Source organism: Mycobacterium sp. P2_H7, from assembly GCF_056403275.1.
This window is the reverse complement of the sequence record NZ_JBFUFU010000002.1, coordinates 40,902-57,674: the sequence shown is the minus strand read 5'-3', so window position 1 is coordinate 57,674 and position 16,773 is coordinate 40,902. Positions and strand designations below refer to the sequence as shown.

Here is a 16,773-nt window from a genome sequence, read left to right as displayed (position 1 = left end):
GGAGTCATACGATACAGCCGAGCAGCGGTGCGCGAGTTCCGCCGCCTACGGGGTTGCGCCACACTTCGCGAATACGGTCGGCAGACACGAATGGCGACACGCCGAGAAGTGTCGGTGGGCACCAATACACTGGCGTCCCTATGAGCTCCGATTCCTTCGTGCACCTGCACAACCACACCGAATACTCGATGCTCGACGGTGCGGCGAAGGTCAAGCCGATGATCGCCGAGGCGCAGCGCCTGGAGATGCCCGCGATCGGCATGACCGACCACGGAAACATGTTCGGCGCCAGTGAGTTCTACAACATCGCCACCGACGCCGGCATCAAGCCGATCATCGGGATCGAGGCGTACATCGCCCCGGCGTCCCGCTTCAACACCAAGCGCGTCACGTGGGGTGACCCCAGCCAGAAGGGCGACGACGTCTCGGGCAGTGGTTCCTACACCCACATGACGATGGTCGCCGAGAACGCGACGGGCTTGCGCAACCTCTTCAAGCTGTCCTCGCTGGCCTCCTTCGAGGGCCAGCTCGGCAAGTGGTCGCGGATGGACGCCGAGCTGATCGCCGAGAATTCCGAGGGCATCATCGCCACCACGGGCTGCCCCTCTGGGGAGGTGCAGACCCGGTTGCGCCTGGGCCACGACAAGGAGGCGCTGGAGGCGGCCGCCAAGTGGCAGGACATCTTCGGTAAGGACAACTTCTTCCTCGAGTTGATGGACCACGGCATCGAGATCGAGCGCCGGGTCCGCGAGGGCCTGCTGGAGGTGGGCCGCAAGCTCGGCATCCGGCCGCTGGCCACCAATGACTGCCACTATGTGACGCGTGAGGCCTCGCTCAACCACGAGGCCCTGCTGTGTATCCAGACCGGTAAGACGCTCTCCGATCCGGCCAGGTTCAAGTTCGACGGGGACGGCTACTACCTGAAGTCTGCCGCCGACATGCGCGCACTGTGGGATCCCCAGGTGCCCGGCGCGTGTGATTCCACCCTGCTCATCGCCGAGCGCGTACAGTCCTACGCCGACGTGTGGACCCCGCGTGACCGGATGCCGATCTTCCCGGTGCCCGACGGGCACGATCAGGCCAGTTGGCTGCACCACGAGGTCAGGGCCGGGCTGGCCCGCCGGTTCCCCGACGGTGTGCCGCAGGAGTACATCGACCGTTCCGACTACGAGATCAAGGTCATCTGCGACAAGGGCTTCCCGTCGTACTTCCTGATCGTGGCCGACCTCATCAGCTATGCGCAGTCGGTGAACATCCGCGTCGGTCCCGGCCGTGGTTCGGCGGCCGGTTCGCTGGTCGCCTACTCCATGGGCATCACCAACATCGACCCGATACCGCACGGCCTGCTGTTCGAACGGTTCCTGAACCCCGAGCGCCCGTCGGCCCCCGATATCGACATCGACTTCGACGACCGCCGCCGCGGTGAGATGGTGCGCTATGCCTCGGACAAGTGGGGCAGTGACCGGGTGGCCCAGGTCATCACCTTCGGCACGATCAAAACGAAAGCGGCACTGAAGGACTCGGCCCGTGTGCACTACGGTCAGCCGGGCTTCGCGATCGCCGACCGGATCACCAAGGCGCTGCCCCCGCCGATCATGGCCAAGGACATCTCGGTGGCTGGCATCACCGACCCCAACCACGAGCGGTACAAGGAGGCCGCCGAGGTCCGCGGCCTGATCGACACCGACCCCGACGTGCGCACCATCTACGAGACGGCGCGGGGGTTGGAGGGCCTGGTCCGGAACGCGGGTGTGCACGCCTGTGCGGTCGTGATGAGCTCCGAGCCGCTCGTCGACGCGATCCCGATGTGGCGCCGTGCGCAGGACGGCGCGATCATCACCGGCTGGGACTACCCGTCGTGTGAGGCCATCGGCCTGCTCAAGATGGACTTCCTGGGCCTGCGAAACCTCACCGTCATCGGTGACGCCCTGGAGAACATCAAGGCCAACCGCGGTATCGACCTGGACATGGATCATCTGCCGCTCGACGATCCGGCTACCTACGAATTGCTTTCCCGCGGAGACACTCTGGGCGTGTTTCAGCTCGACGGTGGACCCATGCGGGACCTGCTGCGCCGGATGCAGCCCACCGGGTTCAACGACATCGTCGCCGTGCTGGCGCTGTATCGCCCAGGCCCGATGGGCATGAATGCGCACAACGACTACGCCGACCGCAAGAACAACCGCCAGCCGATCAAGCCGATTCACCCCGAGCTGGAGGAACCGCTCAAGGAGATCCTGTCCGAGACCTACGGGCTGATCGTCTATCAAGAGCAGATCATGTTCATCGCCCAGAAGGTGGCCTCCTACACCATGGGTAAGGCCGACGCGCTGCGTAAGGCCATGGGCAAGAAGAAGCTCGAGGTGCTCGAGGCCGAGTACAAGGGCTTCAAAGAGGGGATGACGGCCAACGGTTTCTCCGAGGCCGCGGTGAAGGCGTTGTGGGACACAATTCTTCCGTTCGCCGGTTACGCGTTCAACAAATCCCACGCCGCCGGTTACGGGCTGGTGTCGTTCTGGACGGCCTACCTCAAGGCGAACTATCAATCCGAGTACATGGCGGGCCTGCTCACCTCCGTCGGTGATGACAAGGACAAGGCTGCGGTGTACCTGTCGGACTGCCGCCGGCTCGGGATCACCGTTCTCCCACCGGATGTCAACGAATCGGTGCACAACTTCGCCTCGGTGGGCAAGGACATCCGCTACGGCCTCGGTGGCGTGCGCAACGTCGGCAGCAACGTGGTGCAGTCGATCATCAACGGCCGCAACGACAAGGGCAAGTACACCGACTTCTCGGACTACCTGAACAAGATCGACATCACCGCGTGCAACAAGAAGGTGACGGAGTCACTGGTCAAGGCGGGGGCGTTCGATTCACTCGGGCATCCGCGCAAGGGCCTGTTCCTGGTGCACGCCGACGCCGTGGACTCGGTGTTGGGCACCAAGAAGGCGGAGGCGATCGGGCAGTTCGACCTCTTCGGTGGCGGTGACGCGGATTCCGGGATGGAGTCGGTCTTCACCATCCCGGTGCCAGAGGGCGAGTGGGAGGACAAGCACAAGCTCGCCCTGGAGCGGGAAATGCTGGGCCTCTACGTGTCCGGGCATCCGCTCGACGGCGTCGCGCACTTGTTGGCGGCCCAGGTGGACACTCAGATCCCGGCGATCTTGGAAGGGGACATCGCCAACGACACTCAGGTGCGTATCGGTGGCATCCTGGCCTCGGTGAACCGTCGCGTCAACAAGAACGGATTGCCTTGGGCGTCGGCGCAATTGGAGGACCTCACCGGCGGTATCGAGGTGCTGTTCTTCCCGCAGACGTATTCGGCGTTCGGAGCCGATATCGCCGACGACGCCGTGGTGCTGGTCGGAGCCAAGGTCGCCATCCGCGATGACCGATTGTCGCTGATCGCCAATGACCTTGTGGTACCGGACTTTTCGAATGCGCAGGCCGACCGTCCGCTGGCACTGAGCCTGCCCACCCGGCAGTGCACTCAAGACAAGGTCACCGCACTCAAGCAGGTACTGGCACGGCACCCCGGTACGGCGCACGTGCACCTGCGGTTGATCAGCGGCGAACGTATCACCACCCTGGAGCTCGATCAGTCCCTGCGCGTCACGCCGTCGTCGGCGCTGATGGGGGACCTCAAAGCCCTCCTCGGCCCGGGTTGCCTCGGCGGCTGAGGGGCGAACCGACTGCTCCGCTCAGTCCGCTCCAAGGTGAGTGGACCGATGTTTGCTATCGCAATCGATACGTTCATATTGTCGCATTGCCGGGCGGCTGCTAAATTCACTCACCAAGGCGGTGCGACTGAATTGCTGGATTTGTTGAATCGGCAATAGATCGATCCGATTACCAGTCGCGCCACAGCCGATTACCAGGCAGTACCGTGACATTTGCGTGGTCACGGCGGCACCCGTGGGGGGAGCGGCTCAATGTTGCTGATCGTAGTCTGTGCTGCGGATGGCACATGAATCCGACGTCGCCGCGTACTGTGCGCATCATTTTTGTGGCCGCATTGCTGTGGATTGCTGTGTTGCAGTACGTCGTTTTTGCTGTTTGTCGCGCGGAGCCTTATCCGAGCCTGGCCCTGCCCGGATTTCCGGCCGAATGCCCGGGCTGCCCGCTGGAATCCGGGGAGCCGACATCCAAAGTGGCGACGTTGGCGACGCTGTTCGCAGACGGGCACACCCAAGAAGTTCCGCTCGAAACCCTCATGCCACAAGGGCCGCCGGTGCGTCTTGCGGTCATGTATGCGGCATTCGACCACGACCCGGTCCGAACGAATCCGGAGGCCGTGACATGGCTCCAGACCAGAGTTGATCAGCTCTTTCCCCTTGACCCACCGGTCGGGGTCGATATCCTCTGGCGCACGGCTACCTACCCGGCGGCCGACGAATCCAGGACACGATACGAGCCGATGCGGATGACGCATATCGCGTTCGGGCCGCCGGCATGAAAATCGCCGCGAAATTCGATCGGTGGATCGCAGACGGCCCGTTCACCTCCGCAGACCTGGGCATCTATCGCATCATTTACGCGCTGTGCGCGTTGTTCACGGCCCCCGATATCACCTGGCTGGCGCGGCAACCGGACTTTCTGTTCCATGCACCGCCGGGCCCATTGCGATTGTTCTCGGCGTTTCCCTCGATCACCACACTGATCGCACTGGAGGTGCTCCGGTCCGTCGCGCTGATTCTTCTCGGCCTGGGCCTCTGGACGAAGGCGGTATCGCTGTTCACTGCGGTGATCCTCGTGATCACCTATGGGTTGACGTATTGCATGGGCAACATCGACCACAACATCCTGGTGATCATCGTCCCTCTTGTCCTCGCCTTCGCCCATTGGGGAGATCGATTCTCACTCGACGCACTGCGGCATCGGCGTGCACCGATCCCGCAACAACAGTGGCCGCTGCGGCTGCTCGCGATCATGATCGGATGGGCGTGGTTCGGCGCCGCGCTCACGAAACTTCTGACGGGCTGGCTGTCGTTGTCGAGCGAAGCAGCCCGCGGCTACTTCGTGGTGAAGTACCTGACCGTCGGTCGCCAGTTCGGGCTGGCCGACGTGATCGCCGTTCACGACTGGCCGGTGGCGTGGGAGGCCTTGGACTGGGTGACGGTGTTCTTCGAGTTCTCGATACTTTTCGCGGTGCCGTGGTGGCGCGCGTTTCGCATCACCCTGGCCATCGCGACGATCTTTCATCTGAGTGTTTTGCTGATCATGAACATCGACTTCAATCATGCGGTGATCGCGTACGGCGCGTTCGTGTCGTGGGCCGCTGTCGGGCGACGAATGGGTCTGCCCCGGCTCTGCCAATCGTCGTCCATGGCCGGCCTCGGGAGCGCGGTGTCGTCCACCGCGCGCGCGTATCTGATCTTGATTCCGGCCGGGGTCACGGTCGGTGCCGTGGCATGGCTTCTGATGGTTCACCCCGTGGGGACGATGGCGACGGGACTGATCAGCGGAACCGTGATCATCGTGATCGGTGCGCTGGCAGGGGTGTGTTACCTGCTGGCCGAATCGCGTTCGGTCGTGGCTCTCGTTGCGCGAAGACCGTCAGGCTCGCCGCACCCGCCCTGATTCGTCGGCACTCACTTCAGCACATTGACCGCTCGCGCGATCACCAGCGCGAGCGTGGACATCGCCACCAAGGCCTGCACACTCATCAGGAGTTTGGCCCACCGGGACAGCGGCATGGTGTCGGTGGGGGAGAAGGCCACCACATTGGTGAAGCTGACGTACAGATAGTCGACAAACGTTGGGCGCCAACCGGGTTTGGCCTTGTCGGGGTCCGTCATCTGCGGGAAAAGGAAGTCCGGATAGGGGTTGTCCCCGGTGTGCCGGGCGAACGGCCCGCCGCGGTCCAGTTCCCAGTACCACAGGGCGAAGGCCAGCACATTGGTGATGTAGATGGCCCCACCGCTGCCGAGCAGCACGGCCGCGTCATTGCTCACGTCCCCGGTGAGGATGCGGTAGTCCAGCACCACGGCCGATGCCGTATTGGCGAACGTGATGGCGGCGGTCAGGGTCAGGCTGCCCCAGCGGGCCAGGGTGGTGCGTTTGGACAGTCGCAGCGGGTTGATCGCCACCAGTGCGATGACCAGGAGCAGCTCCATCGCCACCAGGGGCCAGCGCGGTAGCAGGGTGTAGCGCTCGGGCACGGCGCGCTGCAGCGCAACGGCGGCCAGGATGGCGAAGAGCACCGGCAGTCGGTTCTCCGGCTGCTCGGGGCGCAGCCACGACGGCACGCGGTGTTCGGCGCCGGAAGCTATGCGTTCGGCCCGCCTGACGAACGCTTCCACGGGCGTCTCAGGAGTGGGTTCCATCCGCCCAGTGTGCGGTCAGAACGACGCGGCCGAGGTGCGCCGCGCCGGGGTCAGCGCCGGCTGATGGCCAGAACGGCCCAGGTGACGGTGCTGATCGCGGCGCCGGTCAGCACGGCGGCAGGTGCACTCGCAGTGGCCACGCCGATGACGATCAGCGCCAGCACGCCCAGCAGCAGGGCGACCAGCTTGTACGTCGGCCACGGCACTCCGGCGATCCGTACTTCGGCTGGCGTGGTCATCGGACAACGATAGCTCGCAAACCAGAGTTCGGGCAACCGAAACCGTGGATCGGGACCGTCGTGTCGTGGGTCGGCCTACCCTGGCGCCATGCCGCTGAATGGAGAGTACGAACCCAGTACGTCGGACTGGGCACGAGCCAACGCCGAGGAGTACATCGCCTCCGGCGGAACCGAAGGCACCGAGATGAAGGGTCGCCCCGTGATCCTACTGACCACGGTGGGCGCGAAGACGGGAAAGATCCGCAAGACCCCGTTGATGCGGGTCGAGCACGACGGCGAATACGCCGTGGTCGCGTCGCTGGGCGGCGCCCCGAAGAACCCGGTCTGGTACTACAACATCAAGGCCAACCCGCGGGTCGAACTGCAGGACGGCGCCGTCGTCAACGACTACGACGCCCGCGAGGTGTCCGGGGACGAGAAGGCGCAGTGGTGGGAACGCGCGGTGGCCACCTGGCCCGACTACGCGGAATATCAGACCAAGACGGACCGCCAGATCCCGGTGTTCGTGCTCAAGCCCGTCGGATAACGATTTCCGCTGCCCAAGTGTGCAGTGGCACCATGAAGCGGTGTCTGCCGAACTGAGCCAGGAATCCCGAGTGACGCCGCTGACCGCACCGGTTTGCGCTGCCGATATCGACGAGGCCGCTCAGCGAATTTCCGGCGTCGTCACGGCGAGCCCCCTTCAGTTCAGCGAACGGCTGTCCACCCTGACGGGCGCCCAGGTGTACCTGAAGCGCGAGGATCTGCAGTCGGTGCGGTCCTACAAGCTGCGCGGCGCATACAACCTGCTCATGCAGCTTTCGCCGGAGGAGCTGGCGGCCGGCGTGGTGTGCTCGTCGGCCGGTAACCACGCCCAGGGCTTCGCGTTGGCCTGCCGCTCGATGGGGGTGCACGGCCGGGTGTACGTGCCCGCCAAGACGCCCAAGCAGAAGCGGGACCGGATCCGGTACCACGGCCGGGAGTTCATCGAGGTCATCGTCGGCGGTAAGACCTACGACCTGGCCGCGGAGGCGGCCCTGGAGGATGTCGCCCGTACCGGTGCCACCCTGGTGCCGCCGTATGACGATCCGCGCACCATCGCCGGGCAGGGCACCATCGCCGTGGAGATCCTGGAACAGCTGAACGCCGAACCTGATCTGGTGATCGTCCCCGTCGGCGGCGGCGGATGCATCTCGGGCATCACCACCTATCTGTCCGAGCGCACCGCAGGCACCGCAGTGCTGGGCGTGGAGCCCGGCGGGGCGGCGTCGATGATGGCCGCGCTGGCCGCCGGCGGCCCGGTGACCTTGGAGAACGTCGATCAGTTCGTCGACGGCGCGGCCGTCGCGCGGGCCGGCGTACACACCTACGCGGCGTTGGCCGCCGCGGGTGACATGGTCTCCATCACCGCTGCCGACGAGGGCGCCGTCTGCACCGCCATGCTGGATCTCTACCAGAACGAGGGCATCATCGCCGAGCCCGCGGGTGCGTTGTCGGTGGCGGCCCTGCACGAGATCGACATCGAGCCCGGCTCGACCGTGGTGTGCATCATCTCCGGCGGCAACAATGACGTATCCCGCTACGGCGAGGTGCTGGAGCGCTCCCTGGTGCATCTGGGCCTCAAGCACTACTTCCTGGTCGACTTCCCGCAGGAGCCGGGCGCGTTGCGCCGCTTCCTCGACGAGGTGCTCGGGCCCAATGACGACATCACCCTGTTCGAATACGTCAAGCGCAACAACCGCGAGACCGGTGAGGCGCTGGTGGGAATCCAGATGGGCTCGGCTGCCGAACTCGACGATCTGATGGCGCGGATGCGCACCTCGGAATGTCACGTGGAACTGCTCCAGCCCGGCACGCCGACGTACCGCTACCTCACCTAGTCGCACCGCAGGACGGCGAACGACTGCGCGGCCAGTCGGGTGCCCGCACCATCCGGTGTGGGGTTCTCCGACGCCAGCACCGGGGTCCCCGCGACAGCGACCGTGACCGGGTCGGTGCCCAGGTTGCAGGCCACCGCCAGTCCACCGCGGTACATGACCAGCCAGCGGGCGTCCTCGTCGTAGTCGACGCGCAGGTCACCCAGCCACGGGTCGGCGAAGTCGGGCTCGTTGTGCCGCAACGTGATCAGGCCACGGTAGAGCTCCAGCAGCCGGGCGTGTTCGCCGGCGGTCAACTCGTCCCAGTTCAATTTCGAGCGCTCGAAGGTCGCCGGGTCCTGCGGGTCGGGGATCTCGTCGGCGTCCCACCCGTGCGCGGCGAACTCGGCCTTGCGGCCCTCGGCGGTGGCGCGGCCCAACTCGGGTTCGGGGTGCGAGGTGAAGAACTGGAACGGACTGGACGAGCCCCATTCCTCGCCCATGAACAACATGGCGGTGTAGGGGGAGCCAAGTGCCAGAGCCGCTTTCACCGCGAGCTGACCGAAGGTCAGGTTCTGCGACGGCCGGTCCCCGACGGCGCGGTTGCCCACCTGATCGTGGGTCATGGTGTACGCGAGCAGTCGGGTGGCGGGAATGGTCGTGATGTCCAGCGGCCGCCCGTGCCTGCGATGCCGGAACGACGAATACGTGCCTGCGTGGAAGTAGCCGTGTGTCAGGGTCTGCGCCAGCGTCTGCAGCGAGCCGAAATCTCCGTAATACCCTTGCCGCTCACCGGAGACCGCGGTGTGGATCGCGTGGTGGATATCGTCGTCCCACTGCGCGGTCATGCCCAGTCCACCACGGTCCAGTGGGGTGATCAGCCGCGGGTCGTTCATGTCACTCTCGGCGATCAGCGACAATGGCCGGCCCAGTTCGGTTGCCAGCGTTTCGGTTTCGCCGGCCAACTCTTCGAGGATGTGGATCGCGGTGGTGTCCACCAGGGCGTGCACCGCATCGAGGCGCAGGCCGTCCGCGCCGAAATCGCGCATCCAGCGCAACGCGCAGTCCAGGATGTAGCGGCGCACCTCGTCGGCGTTGTCGTCGGCGATGTTGATCGATTCGCCCCAGGGATTGCTGCCGCGGGACAGGTAGGGCCCGAAGCGTGGCAGGTAGTTGCCCGACGGACCGAGGTGATTGAACACGGCGTCGATCAGCACACCCAGCCCGTGGGCGTGGCAGGCGTCGACGAACCGCAGCAGCCCGTCCGGGCCGCCGTAGGGTTCGTGTACCGCGTACCAGAGCACCCCGTCGTAACCCCAGCCGTGCGTGCCGCTGAAGGCGTTGACGGGCATCACCTCGACGAAATCCACGCCGAGATCGACAAGGTGGTCCAGTTTCTCGATCGCGGAGTCGAACGTCCCCTCGGTGGTGAAGGTGCCCACGTGCAGCTCGTAGATCACCGCGCCCTCGACGGACCGGCCGGCCCAGGGGGCGGGGGCGGCCCGCGGTTGCCACAGGGCCGAACGCGCGTGCACGCCATCGGGTTGGCGCGCCGACCGCGGGTCCGGCAGCACGGTCTCGTCCTTGTCGAGGACGAAGCCGTACCGGCTGTCGGGATCGGCGGCCACCTCGGCGCGCCACCAGTCGTCGGCGCCGCGGGTCATCGGGTGCAGCGTCCCGTCGACATCGAGGCGGACCACGTCGGGCCGCGGGGCCCACACCGAGAAGATCGTCACGACACGCGCTCCAGCAAGGTCACGGGCAACTCTTCGAACAGGTCGGCGGCGGCGACGGTGCCGGTGTACGTGCGCCCGCCGATCCGGTCGGTCCACGATCCCGCCGGCAGCGCGAGAGTGGTTTCGCCCCAACCGGTCTCGCCGAGCCGAATGCTCCAGCGGGTCACCGCCACCAGCACATCCTCGCCACGCCGGAACGCGATCACGTGCTCGGCCGCCGGGCCCTGTGCCTGCACCGGGTGGTGTGCTCCGGTCAGGAAGGTGTCGGGCTTCTCGCGGCGCAGTCGCAGCGCGGCCTGCACCACCCTGATCTTGGGGGCGCTTCCGTCCGACAGTGCGGTCCGCCGGGCCGCGTAGTCCACGATCCGGCGATTGTCCGGATCGACGAGGCTGTCGTCGGGCAACTCGGTGCCCTGGTAGATGTCGGGGATCCCGGGGACGGTCAGCGCCAGCAGCTTCTGGCCGAGCCCGTCGCCGGCTCCGTGCGGATCCAGTTGTGCCACGAGGGCGGTCAGCTCCGTCGCGACCGGCCCATCGATGATCGAATCCAGCCAGGAATGCACGGCCGATTCGAATTCGGTGTCCGGGTCGTTCCACGTCGTGTGGGTGGCGGCCTCGCGGATCGACTTCTCAGCGTAGGCGTGCAGCCGCGTGCGCAGTCCCTCGGACAACTCGCCGTCGGCCGGCCAGATGCCAAAGATGTTCTGCCACAAGAACGCAGCGGTGTGCTCGTCGGGCGCGATGACGACGCGCGACCAGCGTTGTACCCGCTCGGCCCACAACGCCGGCGCCTGCGACAGCACCCCGATCCGGGCCCGGACGTCCTCGCTGCGTTTGGTGTCGTGGGTCGACGTGGTGACCATGGTGTGCGGCCACAGCAACGCCCTGGTCGCGGCACGCACGTGGAACTCGGCGGCAGTGACACCGAACAGGTCGGGTTCGCCGCCGACCTCGTTCAGCGACACCAGTCGGGCGTCCCGGTAGAAAAGGCAGTCCTCCACGGACTTGGCGGTGACCGCACCACAGAGCTGCTGGATGCGCTTGGCGGCCTCGCCCCCATGCGCCAGTGCGGCGGCGATGAGCGCCAGCGGCTCGGCGAGTTCGGTTCGGTCCGAAGCGGTTTCGGCGATGGCGACCGGGCCGGTGGCGGCCAGGCTCGGATAGTCGAACCGGTACACCCCGACGTGGGTGAGCAGAGTGGTGATCGCCTCGGCCAGCAGCGGGTGATCGGTGCCCGCCTCCGCGACGATGGCGCGCCGTAGCCGGGCCAGCTCACTGCCCAGCGTGGTGGTGGCGGATGTGGCCTTGAGCGCGCGGGTCTGTTCGGCGGTGTCCGCGTGATACAGCTCGGTCAGCGCGGGTTCGCCCGCGGGATCGATGAAGACGCCGCCGATTTCGCGCAGCGCGTCATAGCCCGTGCCCCCGTCGACGGGAAGGGTGCCGTCCAGCGGTTCGCCGGGCGCCAGGATCTTCTCGATGACGATCCAGGCGTCGGGCCCGACGAGTTCGCGCAGCCACACCAGGTAGCCGGCCGGATCGGTCAGGCCGTCCGGGTGATCGATGCGTAAGCCGTCGACCAGACCCTCGGTGAACCACCGGCGCACCTCGACATGGGTCGCGGCGAAGACCTCGGGGTCCTCCTGGCGTAACCCGGCCAGTGAGGTGATGGAGAAGAATCGCCGGTATCCGCACAGGTTGTTCCGCCAGCCGATCAGCTCGTAATTCTGCCGGTCGTAAACCTCACGAGCGGTGCCGTCGCCAGTCCCCGGCGCGATCGGCCAGGTCCGGTCCCCGAGGCGCAGCGTCTGGCTGTCCCGGTCGACCAGCAGATCGTCGACGTCGGAGTCCTCGCCCAACACCGGCAGCACGACGCGCCCGCCACGCAGATCCCAGTCGATGTCGAAATAGGACGCATAGGCCGAATCTCGGCCGTGGGTCAGCACATCCCACCACCACGCGTTCTGGGTGGGATCGTCCACTCCCACGTGGTTGGGCACGATGTCGACGATCAGGCCGAGTCCACGCTCCCGCGCTGCGGCCGAAAGCCGTTGCAGCCCTTCGGCGCCGCCGAGCTCCGCGGAGACCGTGGTGGGATCGGTGACGTCGTAGCCGTGCGTGGATCCGGCGGCCGCGGTCAGGATGGGGGACAGGTACAGGTGGGAGACCCCGAGCTCGGCGACGTAGTCCAGCAGGTTCTCGGCGTCGGCGAAGGTGAACGAATCACCGCGCAGCTGAACACGGTACGTCGACAGAACAGGGGTCACGTCGTCTTCTTGAGCACCAGTAGGGACCGCGGTGCGATGTCGATCTTGTCGGCCGTCTTGACCACCAGGTCGGTGACACCCCGCGGATCGGTGGTGTCGATCACCCCGGTCCACTCTGTGGCGTAACCGTCTTCGGGCATCACGAATTCGATCGGGTTGCTGTGCGCGTTGAAGCACAGCAGGAACGAGTCGTCGACGACGCGTTCGCCGCGAGCGTTGGGGGCGGGGATCGCGTCGCCGTTGAGGAACATCGCCACGAATTTGAATCCCGAATCCCAGTCGTCGTGCGTCATCTCGGTGCCGGCGGTGGTCAGCCACGCGATGTCGCGGACCTGGTCGCCGGTACGGATCGGCGCGCCCTCGAAGAACCGGCGGCGCCGGAACACGGGGTGCGCGTTGCGCAGCGCAACCACCTTCTGGGTGAATGCGAGCAGGTCGGCGTTGGTCTCGCACATCGACCAGTCCACCCAGGCGATCGCGGAGTCCTGGCAGTACGTGTTGTTGTTGCCGCTCTGGGTGCGGCCGATCTCGTCCCCGTGACTGATCATCGGGGTGCCTTGCGACACCATCAGGGTGCTCAGGATGTTGCGCATCTGGCGGTGCCGCAGCTCGAGGATCTCGGGATCGTCGGTGGGGCCCTCGATGCCGCAGTTCCAGGACCGGTTGTGGCTTTCGCCGTCGCGGTTGTCCTCGCCGTTGGCCTCGTTGTGCTTCTCGTTGTAGGACACCAGGTCGTTCAGCGTGAAGCCGTCGTGACAGGTGACGAAGTTGATGCTCGCACTCGGGCGCCGTCCGGTCGCCTCGTACAGGTCCGAGGAACCGGTCAGCCGGGAGGCGAATTCGCCGAGGGTTGCGGGCTCGCCCCGCCAGTAGTCGCGCACAGTGTCGCGATACTTCCCGTTCCACTCGGTCCACAAACCTGGGAAGTTCCCTACCTGGTAGCCGCCTTCACCGATATCCCACGGTTCGGCGATCAACTTGACCTGACTGATCACCGGGTCCTGCTGCACCAGGTCGAAGAACGCGCTGAGGCGGTCCACGTCGTAGAACTCACGCGCCAGCGTGGAGGCCAGGTCGAACCGGAATCCGTCCACGTGCATGTCGAGCACCCAGTACCGCAGCGAGTCCATGATGAGCTGCAGGGTGTGCGGGTGCCGGGCGTTCAGGCTGTTCCCGGTACCGGTGAAATCCTTGTAGAACTGCTCCTGCCCGTCGAGCAACCGGTAGTAGGCGGCGTTGTCGATACCGCGGAAGTTGATGGTCGGGCCCAGATGGTTGCCCTCGGCGGTGTGGTTGTAGACGACGTCGAGGATGACCTCGATGCCGGCGTCGTGGAACGACCGCACCATCGCCTTGAACTCGGCGACGGCGCCGCCGGCGTGCTGGTTGGCCGCGTACTGGTAGTGCGGCGCCAGGAAGCCGAAAGTGTTGTAGCCCCAGTAGTTTCGCAGTCCGAGATCCATCAGCCGGTGATCATGCAGGAACTGGTGCACGGGCATCAGTTCGATGGCGGTGACGTTCAGTGACTTAAGGTGCTCGATGATCACCGGGTGCGCCAGGCCGGCATAGGTGCCGCGTTGCTCTTCGGGAATGCCCGGGTGCAGCTCGGTCATGCCCTTGACGTGCGCCTCGTAGATGACGGTCTCGTGGTACGGCGTGTTGGGCGCCCGGTCGGATCCCCAATTGAAGAACGGGTTGATCACCACGCTGGTCATGGTGTGGCCCAGGGAGTCGACTCCGGGGGGAGGCCCGATGTCCTCGGGGTCCTCGGCGGTCAGATCGTAGGAGAACAGCGCCTGGCTGAACTCGAAGTCGCCGTGGAACGACTTGCCGTACGGGTCGAGCAGGAGCTTGCTCGCATCGCAGCGGTGACCGTTGGCAGGGTCCCACGGTCCGTGCACCCGGAAGCCGTAGCGTTGGCCCGGGCTGACGGTCGGCAGGTAGGCGTGCCACACATAGCCGTCGACCTCGTCGAGCGGAATGCGTTCCTCGGTGCCGTCCTTGGCGATCAGGCAGAGTTCGACCTTCTCGGCGACTTCGGAGAACAGCGAAAAGTTCGTTCCCGCACCGTCGTACGTCGCTCCGAGCGGGTATGCGGTTCCCGGCCACACTGTGCTGACCATCTCACCACCAGCCGGTCGCGGCGGCCATCTGGCGTCCTAGCTCGTTGGTCATGGTCCGCATATACGTCGTCGATATGTGGTGAGAGTCGTGGTACATCAACACATTTCCCTCCACAACTCGACAGATGTCTGCTCGGCACACCGCGTCACTCAGGTCGAGTGGTTTGAGATTCGGAAACTGCTGGACAAAATCGAGGGTGGGGTTGTGGTCGGACAGTACCTCAGCCCGCTTCATGCCGCAGGAGATGGAATCGCCCCCGTCGGCCAGACAATCCGCGGCGAAATAGGGCTTGCCGTCACGCACCAGCCATGGTGTGTCGCGCATCGCGAGCACTTTGATTCCGGCGTCGGCGAAGGTCTGCCAGATGCCGATGTAGAACCCGGGCATCACGTCACCGTCCTTGATGTTCCACGGCCGTGTGGAGGTGGTGAACACGTAGTCGGGGTGGTCGGCGAGCAGCTTCGGCATCACCTTCTGATTCCACTCCCGGCAGTTCGGGTATGGCCGGTTGTCGCCCATCACCAGAGGTTTCTCCTCGGTGGTCAACGGACACCCCATTTTCAGGTAGGTGACGATCTTGAAGTGGTGGATCCGGCCCAGCAGGTCCAGTGCAGTGATCCAGTGCTCGGCGTGCGAGCCCCCGGCCAGCGCGATGGTTCGCGGCGAATCCTTGTCCCCGTAGGTGCAATTGCGGATGTCGACGCTGTCGAAGTCGGCGATGCAGCCGTCGTCGGTGGTTTCGGGCAGGTCGTTCTTGGCCTCCAGAACTGTGGGCCGCATCGGCAGCTTGGGCACCTTGGCGTTGTTGAGCAACGCCCGCGCGCCGGGGTAGTCGCGCGACGACAGTCCCGCGAGTTCCTTACCGTTGGCCCGCTGCACGGTGACGTGCTCGCGCCAGGTGAACGACGTCGCCGTCAGCGCCACACCGAGGAGGGTGACCACCGAACCGAGGGCGATGGTGGGCCTGCGCAGCCGGGTGCGCCATGGCACCGAGACGGTGACGGTGGTGCGCTGCGCGGGTGCCCGGTAACGCAGCGGCGTTTCCACGTAGCGCGTCGTCAACCAGGCCAAAACCCCGGACACCAGCAGCACGACGGAGCCGTCCAGCAGCGTCGCGTGCGAGCCGCCGCTGTAGGCCAACCAGAAGATCAGCAGTGGCCAATGCCACAGATACAGCGCATACGCCATCGACCCCAGCGAGACGAAGGGTTTGGTGGCGAGCAGCCGGTTCGGGGCGGGCAGCGGATGCTCGCCGCGGTTGGCCGCCGACAGGATGAACAGCACGGTGGCCCCGACCGGGACCAGGGCCCACGGGCCGGGGAACTCCCGCACCCCGTCGATGAGGGCGCCGCAGCTCACGATGGCGGCCAGCGCGACAGTCGCGACGATGGTGCGCAGCCACATCGGCCAGTGCACCCGCGGTACCAGGGCACCCGCCAGCACACCGGCCGTCATCTCCCAGCCGCGGGCGAAACTGTCGTAGTAGGCGGTGGCCTGGTCGGCGTTGTGGGCGAAGATCGCGTACACGAACGACGCGATGGTCAGCGCCGCGATGAGGACGATGAACGCGGCCCGCAGGCGGCGGCGCATGCGGTTGCGGAACAGAAAGGCGAACCCGAACACCAGCGCCAGGAACGCGATGTAGAACTGCCCCTGGACCGACATCGACCAGATGTGCTGCAGCGGGCTGACGGCCTCACCGGCGCGAAGGTAGTTCGATGCCGAGTCGGCCAACTCCCAGTTCTGGAAGTAACCCAGGCTGGCCAGGCTCTGGTCGGCAAAGGTCTCCCAGCGGGTCTCGGGTTGCACCAGGATGGTCAGCACCGCCGCAGCAGCCAGGACGACCACCAGTGCCGGCAGCAGTCGGCGCACCAGCCGGATGACCTCCGGGGTCGGCCGCAGGGAGGCCCCGGGGCGCAGCGCGGTCCGCAGCAGGCGGCCGCCGAAGAAGAAGCCCGACAACGCCAGAAACACGTCCACACCACCGGAAACACGGCCGAACCAGACGTGGAACACCGCCACCAGGGCGATGGCGATCCCACGCAAGCCATCCAGGTCGTGCCGATAGAAACCTGATGCGCGGGTGCCCATTCCGGTGCGGGCGGCGGCACCGGACTGGGAAACGGAACCAGGCCGGTTGGTGGCGGGGGTCTTCATGGTCGGTGACTCAATCTACCTAAGAACCCTGCAACGCTCAGGTCGCGGGCGTCGAGTCACAGTCTGCGAGCAAAGCGATAGTCTCGGATCCC

The 16,773-nt window shown here is 65.9% G+C and carries 11 protein-coding genes; 5 read left to right on the top strand and 6 right to left on the bottom strand.

Going from position 1 to position 16,773, the window contains the following annotated elements; all coding sequences use genetic code 11:
- Positions 1–140: 140 nt before the first annotated feature.
- The 3 genes from dnaE (at position 141) to AC1DY7_RS02165 (ending at position 5,580) form a co-directional block, all read left to right on the top strand.
- Complete coding sequence (gene dnaE / locus AC1DY7_RS02175) at positions 141–3,680, top strand: DNA polymerase III subunit alpha (protein WP_477492014.1); 3,540 nt, start codon at positions 141–143, stop codon at positions 3,678–3,680.
- A gap of 287 nt (positions 3,681–3,967) precedes the next feature.
- Positions 3,968–4,456: a hypothetical protein gene (locus AC1DY7_RS02170; RefSeq protein ID WP_477492013.1), complete on the top strand. Its 489-nt coding sequence runs from the start codon at positions 3,968–3,970 to the stop codon at positions 4,454–4,456.
- The gene (locus AC1DY7_RS02165; protein WP_477492012.1) at positions 4,453–5,580 is read left to right on the top strand and encodes an HTTM domain-containing protein; all 1,128 of its coding nucleotides are present in this window, start codon (positions 4,453–4,455) and stop codon (positions 5,578–5,580) included. The genes AC1DY7_RS02170 and AC1DY7_RS02165 overlap by 4 nt, the downstream gene beginning before the upstream one ends.
- 11 nt (positions 5,581–5,591) lie before the next feature.
- Here the strand turns inward: AC1DY7_RS02165 and AC1DY7_RS02160 are convergent, their stop codons facing one another.
- On the bottom strand, positions 5,592–6,326 hold the full coding sequence (locus tag AC1DY7_RS02160) for a hypothetical protein (RefSeq protein ID WP_477492011.1): 735 nt from the start codon (positions 6,324–6,326) through the stop codon (positions 5,592–5,594).
- A gap of 50 nt (positions 6,327–6,376) precedes the next feature.
- A complete protein-coding gene (locus AC1DY7_RS02155; protein ID WP_477492010.1) occupies positions 6,377–6,565 on the bottom strand; it encodes a hypothetical protein in 189 nt (62 codons plus the stop codon).
- A gap of 88 nt (positions 6,566–6,653) precedes the next feature.
- On the opposite strand from AC1DY7_RS02155, the gene AC1DY7_RS02150 reads away from it, so the two are divergent.
- Entirely contained in the window at positions 6,654–7,091 is a 438-nt protein-coding gene (locus AC1DY7_RS02150) for a nitroreductase family deazaflavin-dependent oxidoreductase (protein WP_477492009.1), read from the top strand.
- 40 nt (positions 7,092–7,131) lie between these two features.
- Complete coding sequence (gene ilvA / locus AC1DY7_RS02145; RefSeq protein WP_477492008.1) at positions 7,132–8,424, top strand: threonine ammonia-lyase IlvA; 1,293 nt, start codon at positions 7,132–7,134, stop codon at positions 8,422–8,424.
- Here ilvA and treZ read toward each other — a convergent pair.
- The 4 genes from treZ to AC1DY7_RS02125 are packed head-to-tail and all read right to left on the bottom strand — an operon-like array spanning position 8,421 to position 16,681.
- A complete protein-coding gene (gene treZ, locus AC1DY7_RS02140) occupies positions 8,421–10,136 on the bottom strand; it encodes a malto-oligosyltrehalose trehalohydrolase (protein WP_477492007.1) in 1,716 nt (571 codons plus the stop codon). The genes ilvA and treZ overlap by 4 nt on opposite strands.
- Entirely contained in the window at positions 10,133–12,400 is a 2,268-nt protein-coding gene (treY, locus tag AC1DY7_RS02135; protein WP_477492006.1) for a malto-oligosyltrehalose synthase, read from the bottom strand. Before treY ends, treZ begins: the two co-directional genes overlap by 4 nt.
- Positions 12,397–14,523, bottom strand: coding sequence for a glycogen debranching protein GlgX (gene glgX, locus AC1DY7_RS02130; RefSeq protein ID WP_477492005.1), 2,127 nt, complete (start codon positions 14,521–14,523; stop codon positions 12,397–12,399). The genes treY and glgX overlap by 4 nt, the downstream gene beginning before the upstream one ends.
- Position 14,524: 1 nt before the next feature.
- Positions 14,525–16,681, bottom strand: coding sequence for an acyltransferase family protein (locus tag AC1DY7_RS02125; protein ID WP_477492004.1), 2,157 nt, complete (start codon positions 16,679–16,681; stop codon positions 14,525–14,527).
- Positions 16,682–16,773: the final 92 nt, after the last annotated feature.

What these genes read in the sequence shown, in the direction of transcription:
- AC1DY7_RS02170 (WP_477492013.1), top strand. Translation starts at nt 3,968, where the DNA reads ATGAATCCGACGTCGCCGCGTACTGTGCGCATCATTTTTGTGGCCGCA.
- AC1DY7_RS02160 (WP_477492011.1), bottom strand. Translation starts at nt 6,326, where the DNA reads ATGGAACCCACTCCTGAGACGCCCGTGGAAGCGTTCGTCAGGCGGGCC.
- AC1DY7_RS02125 (WP_477492004.1), bottom strand. Translation starts at nt 16,681, where the DNA reads ATGAAGACCCCCGCCACCAACCGGCCTGGTTCCGTTTCCCAGTCCGGT.
- AC1DY7_RS02155 (WP_477492010.1), bottom strand. Translation starts at nt 6,565, where the DNA reads ATGACCACGCCAGCCGAAGTACGGATCGCCGGAGTGCCGTGGCCGACG.
- AC1DY7_RS02165 (WP_477492012.1), top strand. Translation starts at nt 4,453, where the DNA reads ATGAAAATCGCCGCGAAATTCGATCGGTGGATCGCAGACGGCCCGTTC.
- glgX (WP_477492005.1), bottom strand. Translation starts at nt 14,523, where the DNA reads ATGGTCAGCACAGTGTGGCCGGGAACCGCATACCCGCTCGGAGCGACG.
- dnaE (WP_477492014.1), top strand. Translation starts at nt 141, where the DNA reads ATGAGCTCCGATTCCTTCGTGCACCTGCACAACCACACCGAATACTCG.
- AC1DY7_RS02150 (WP_477492009.1), top strand. Translation starts at nt 6,654, where the DNA reads ATGCCGCTGAATGGAGAGTACGAACCCAGTACGTCGGACTGGGCACGA.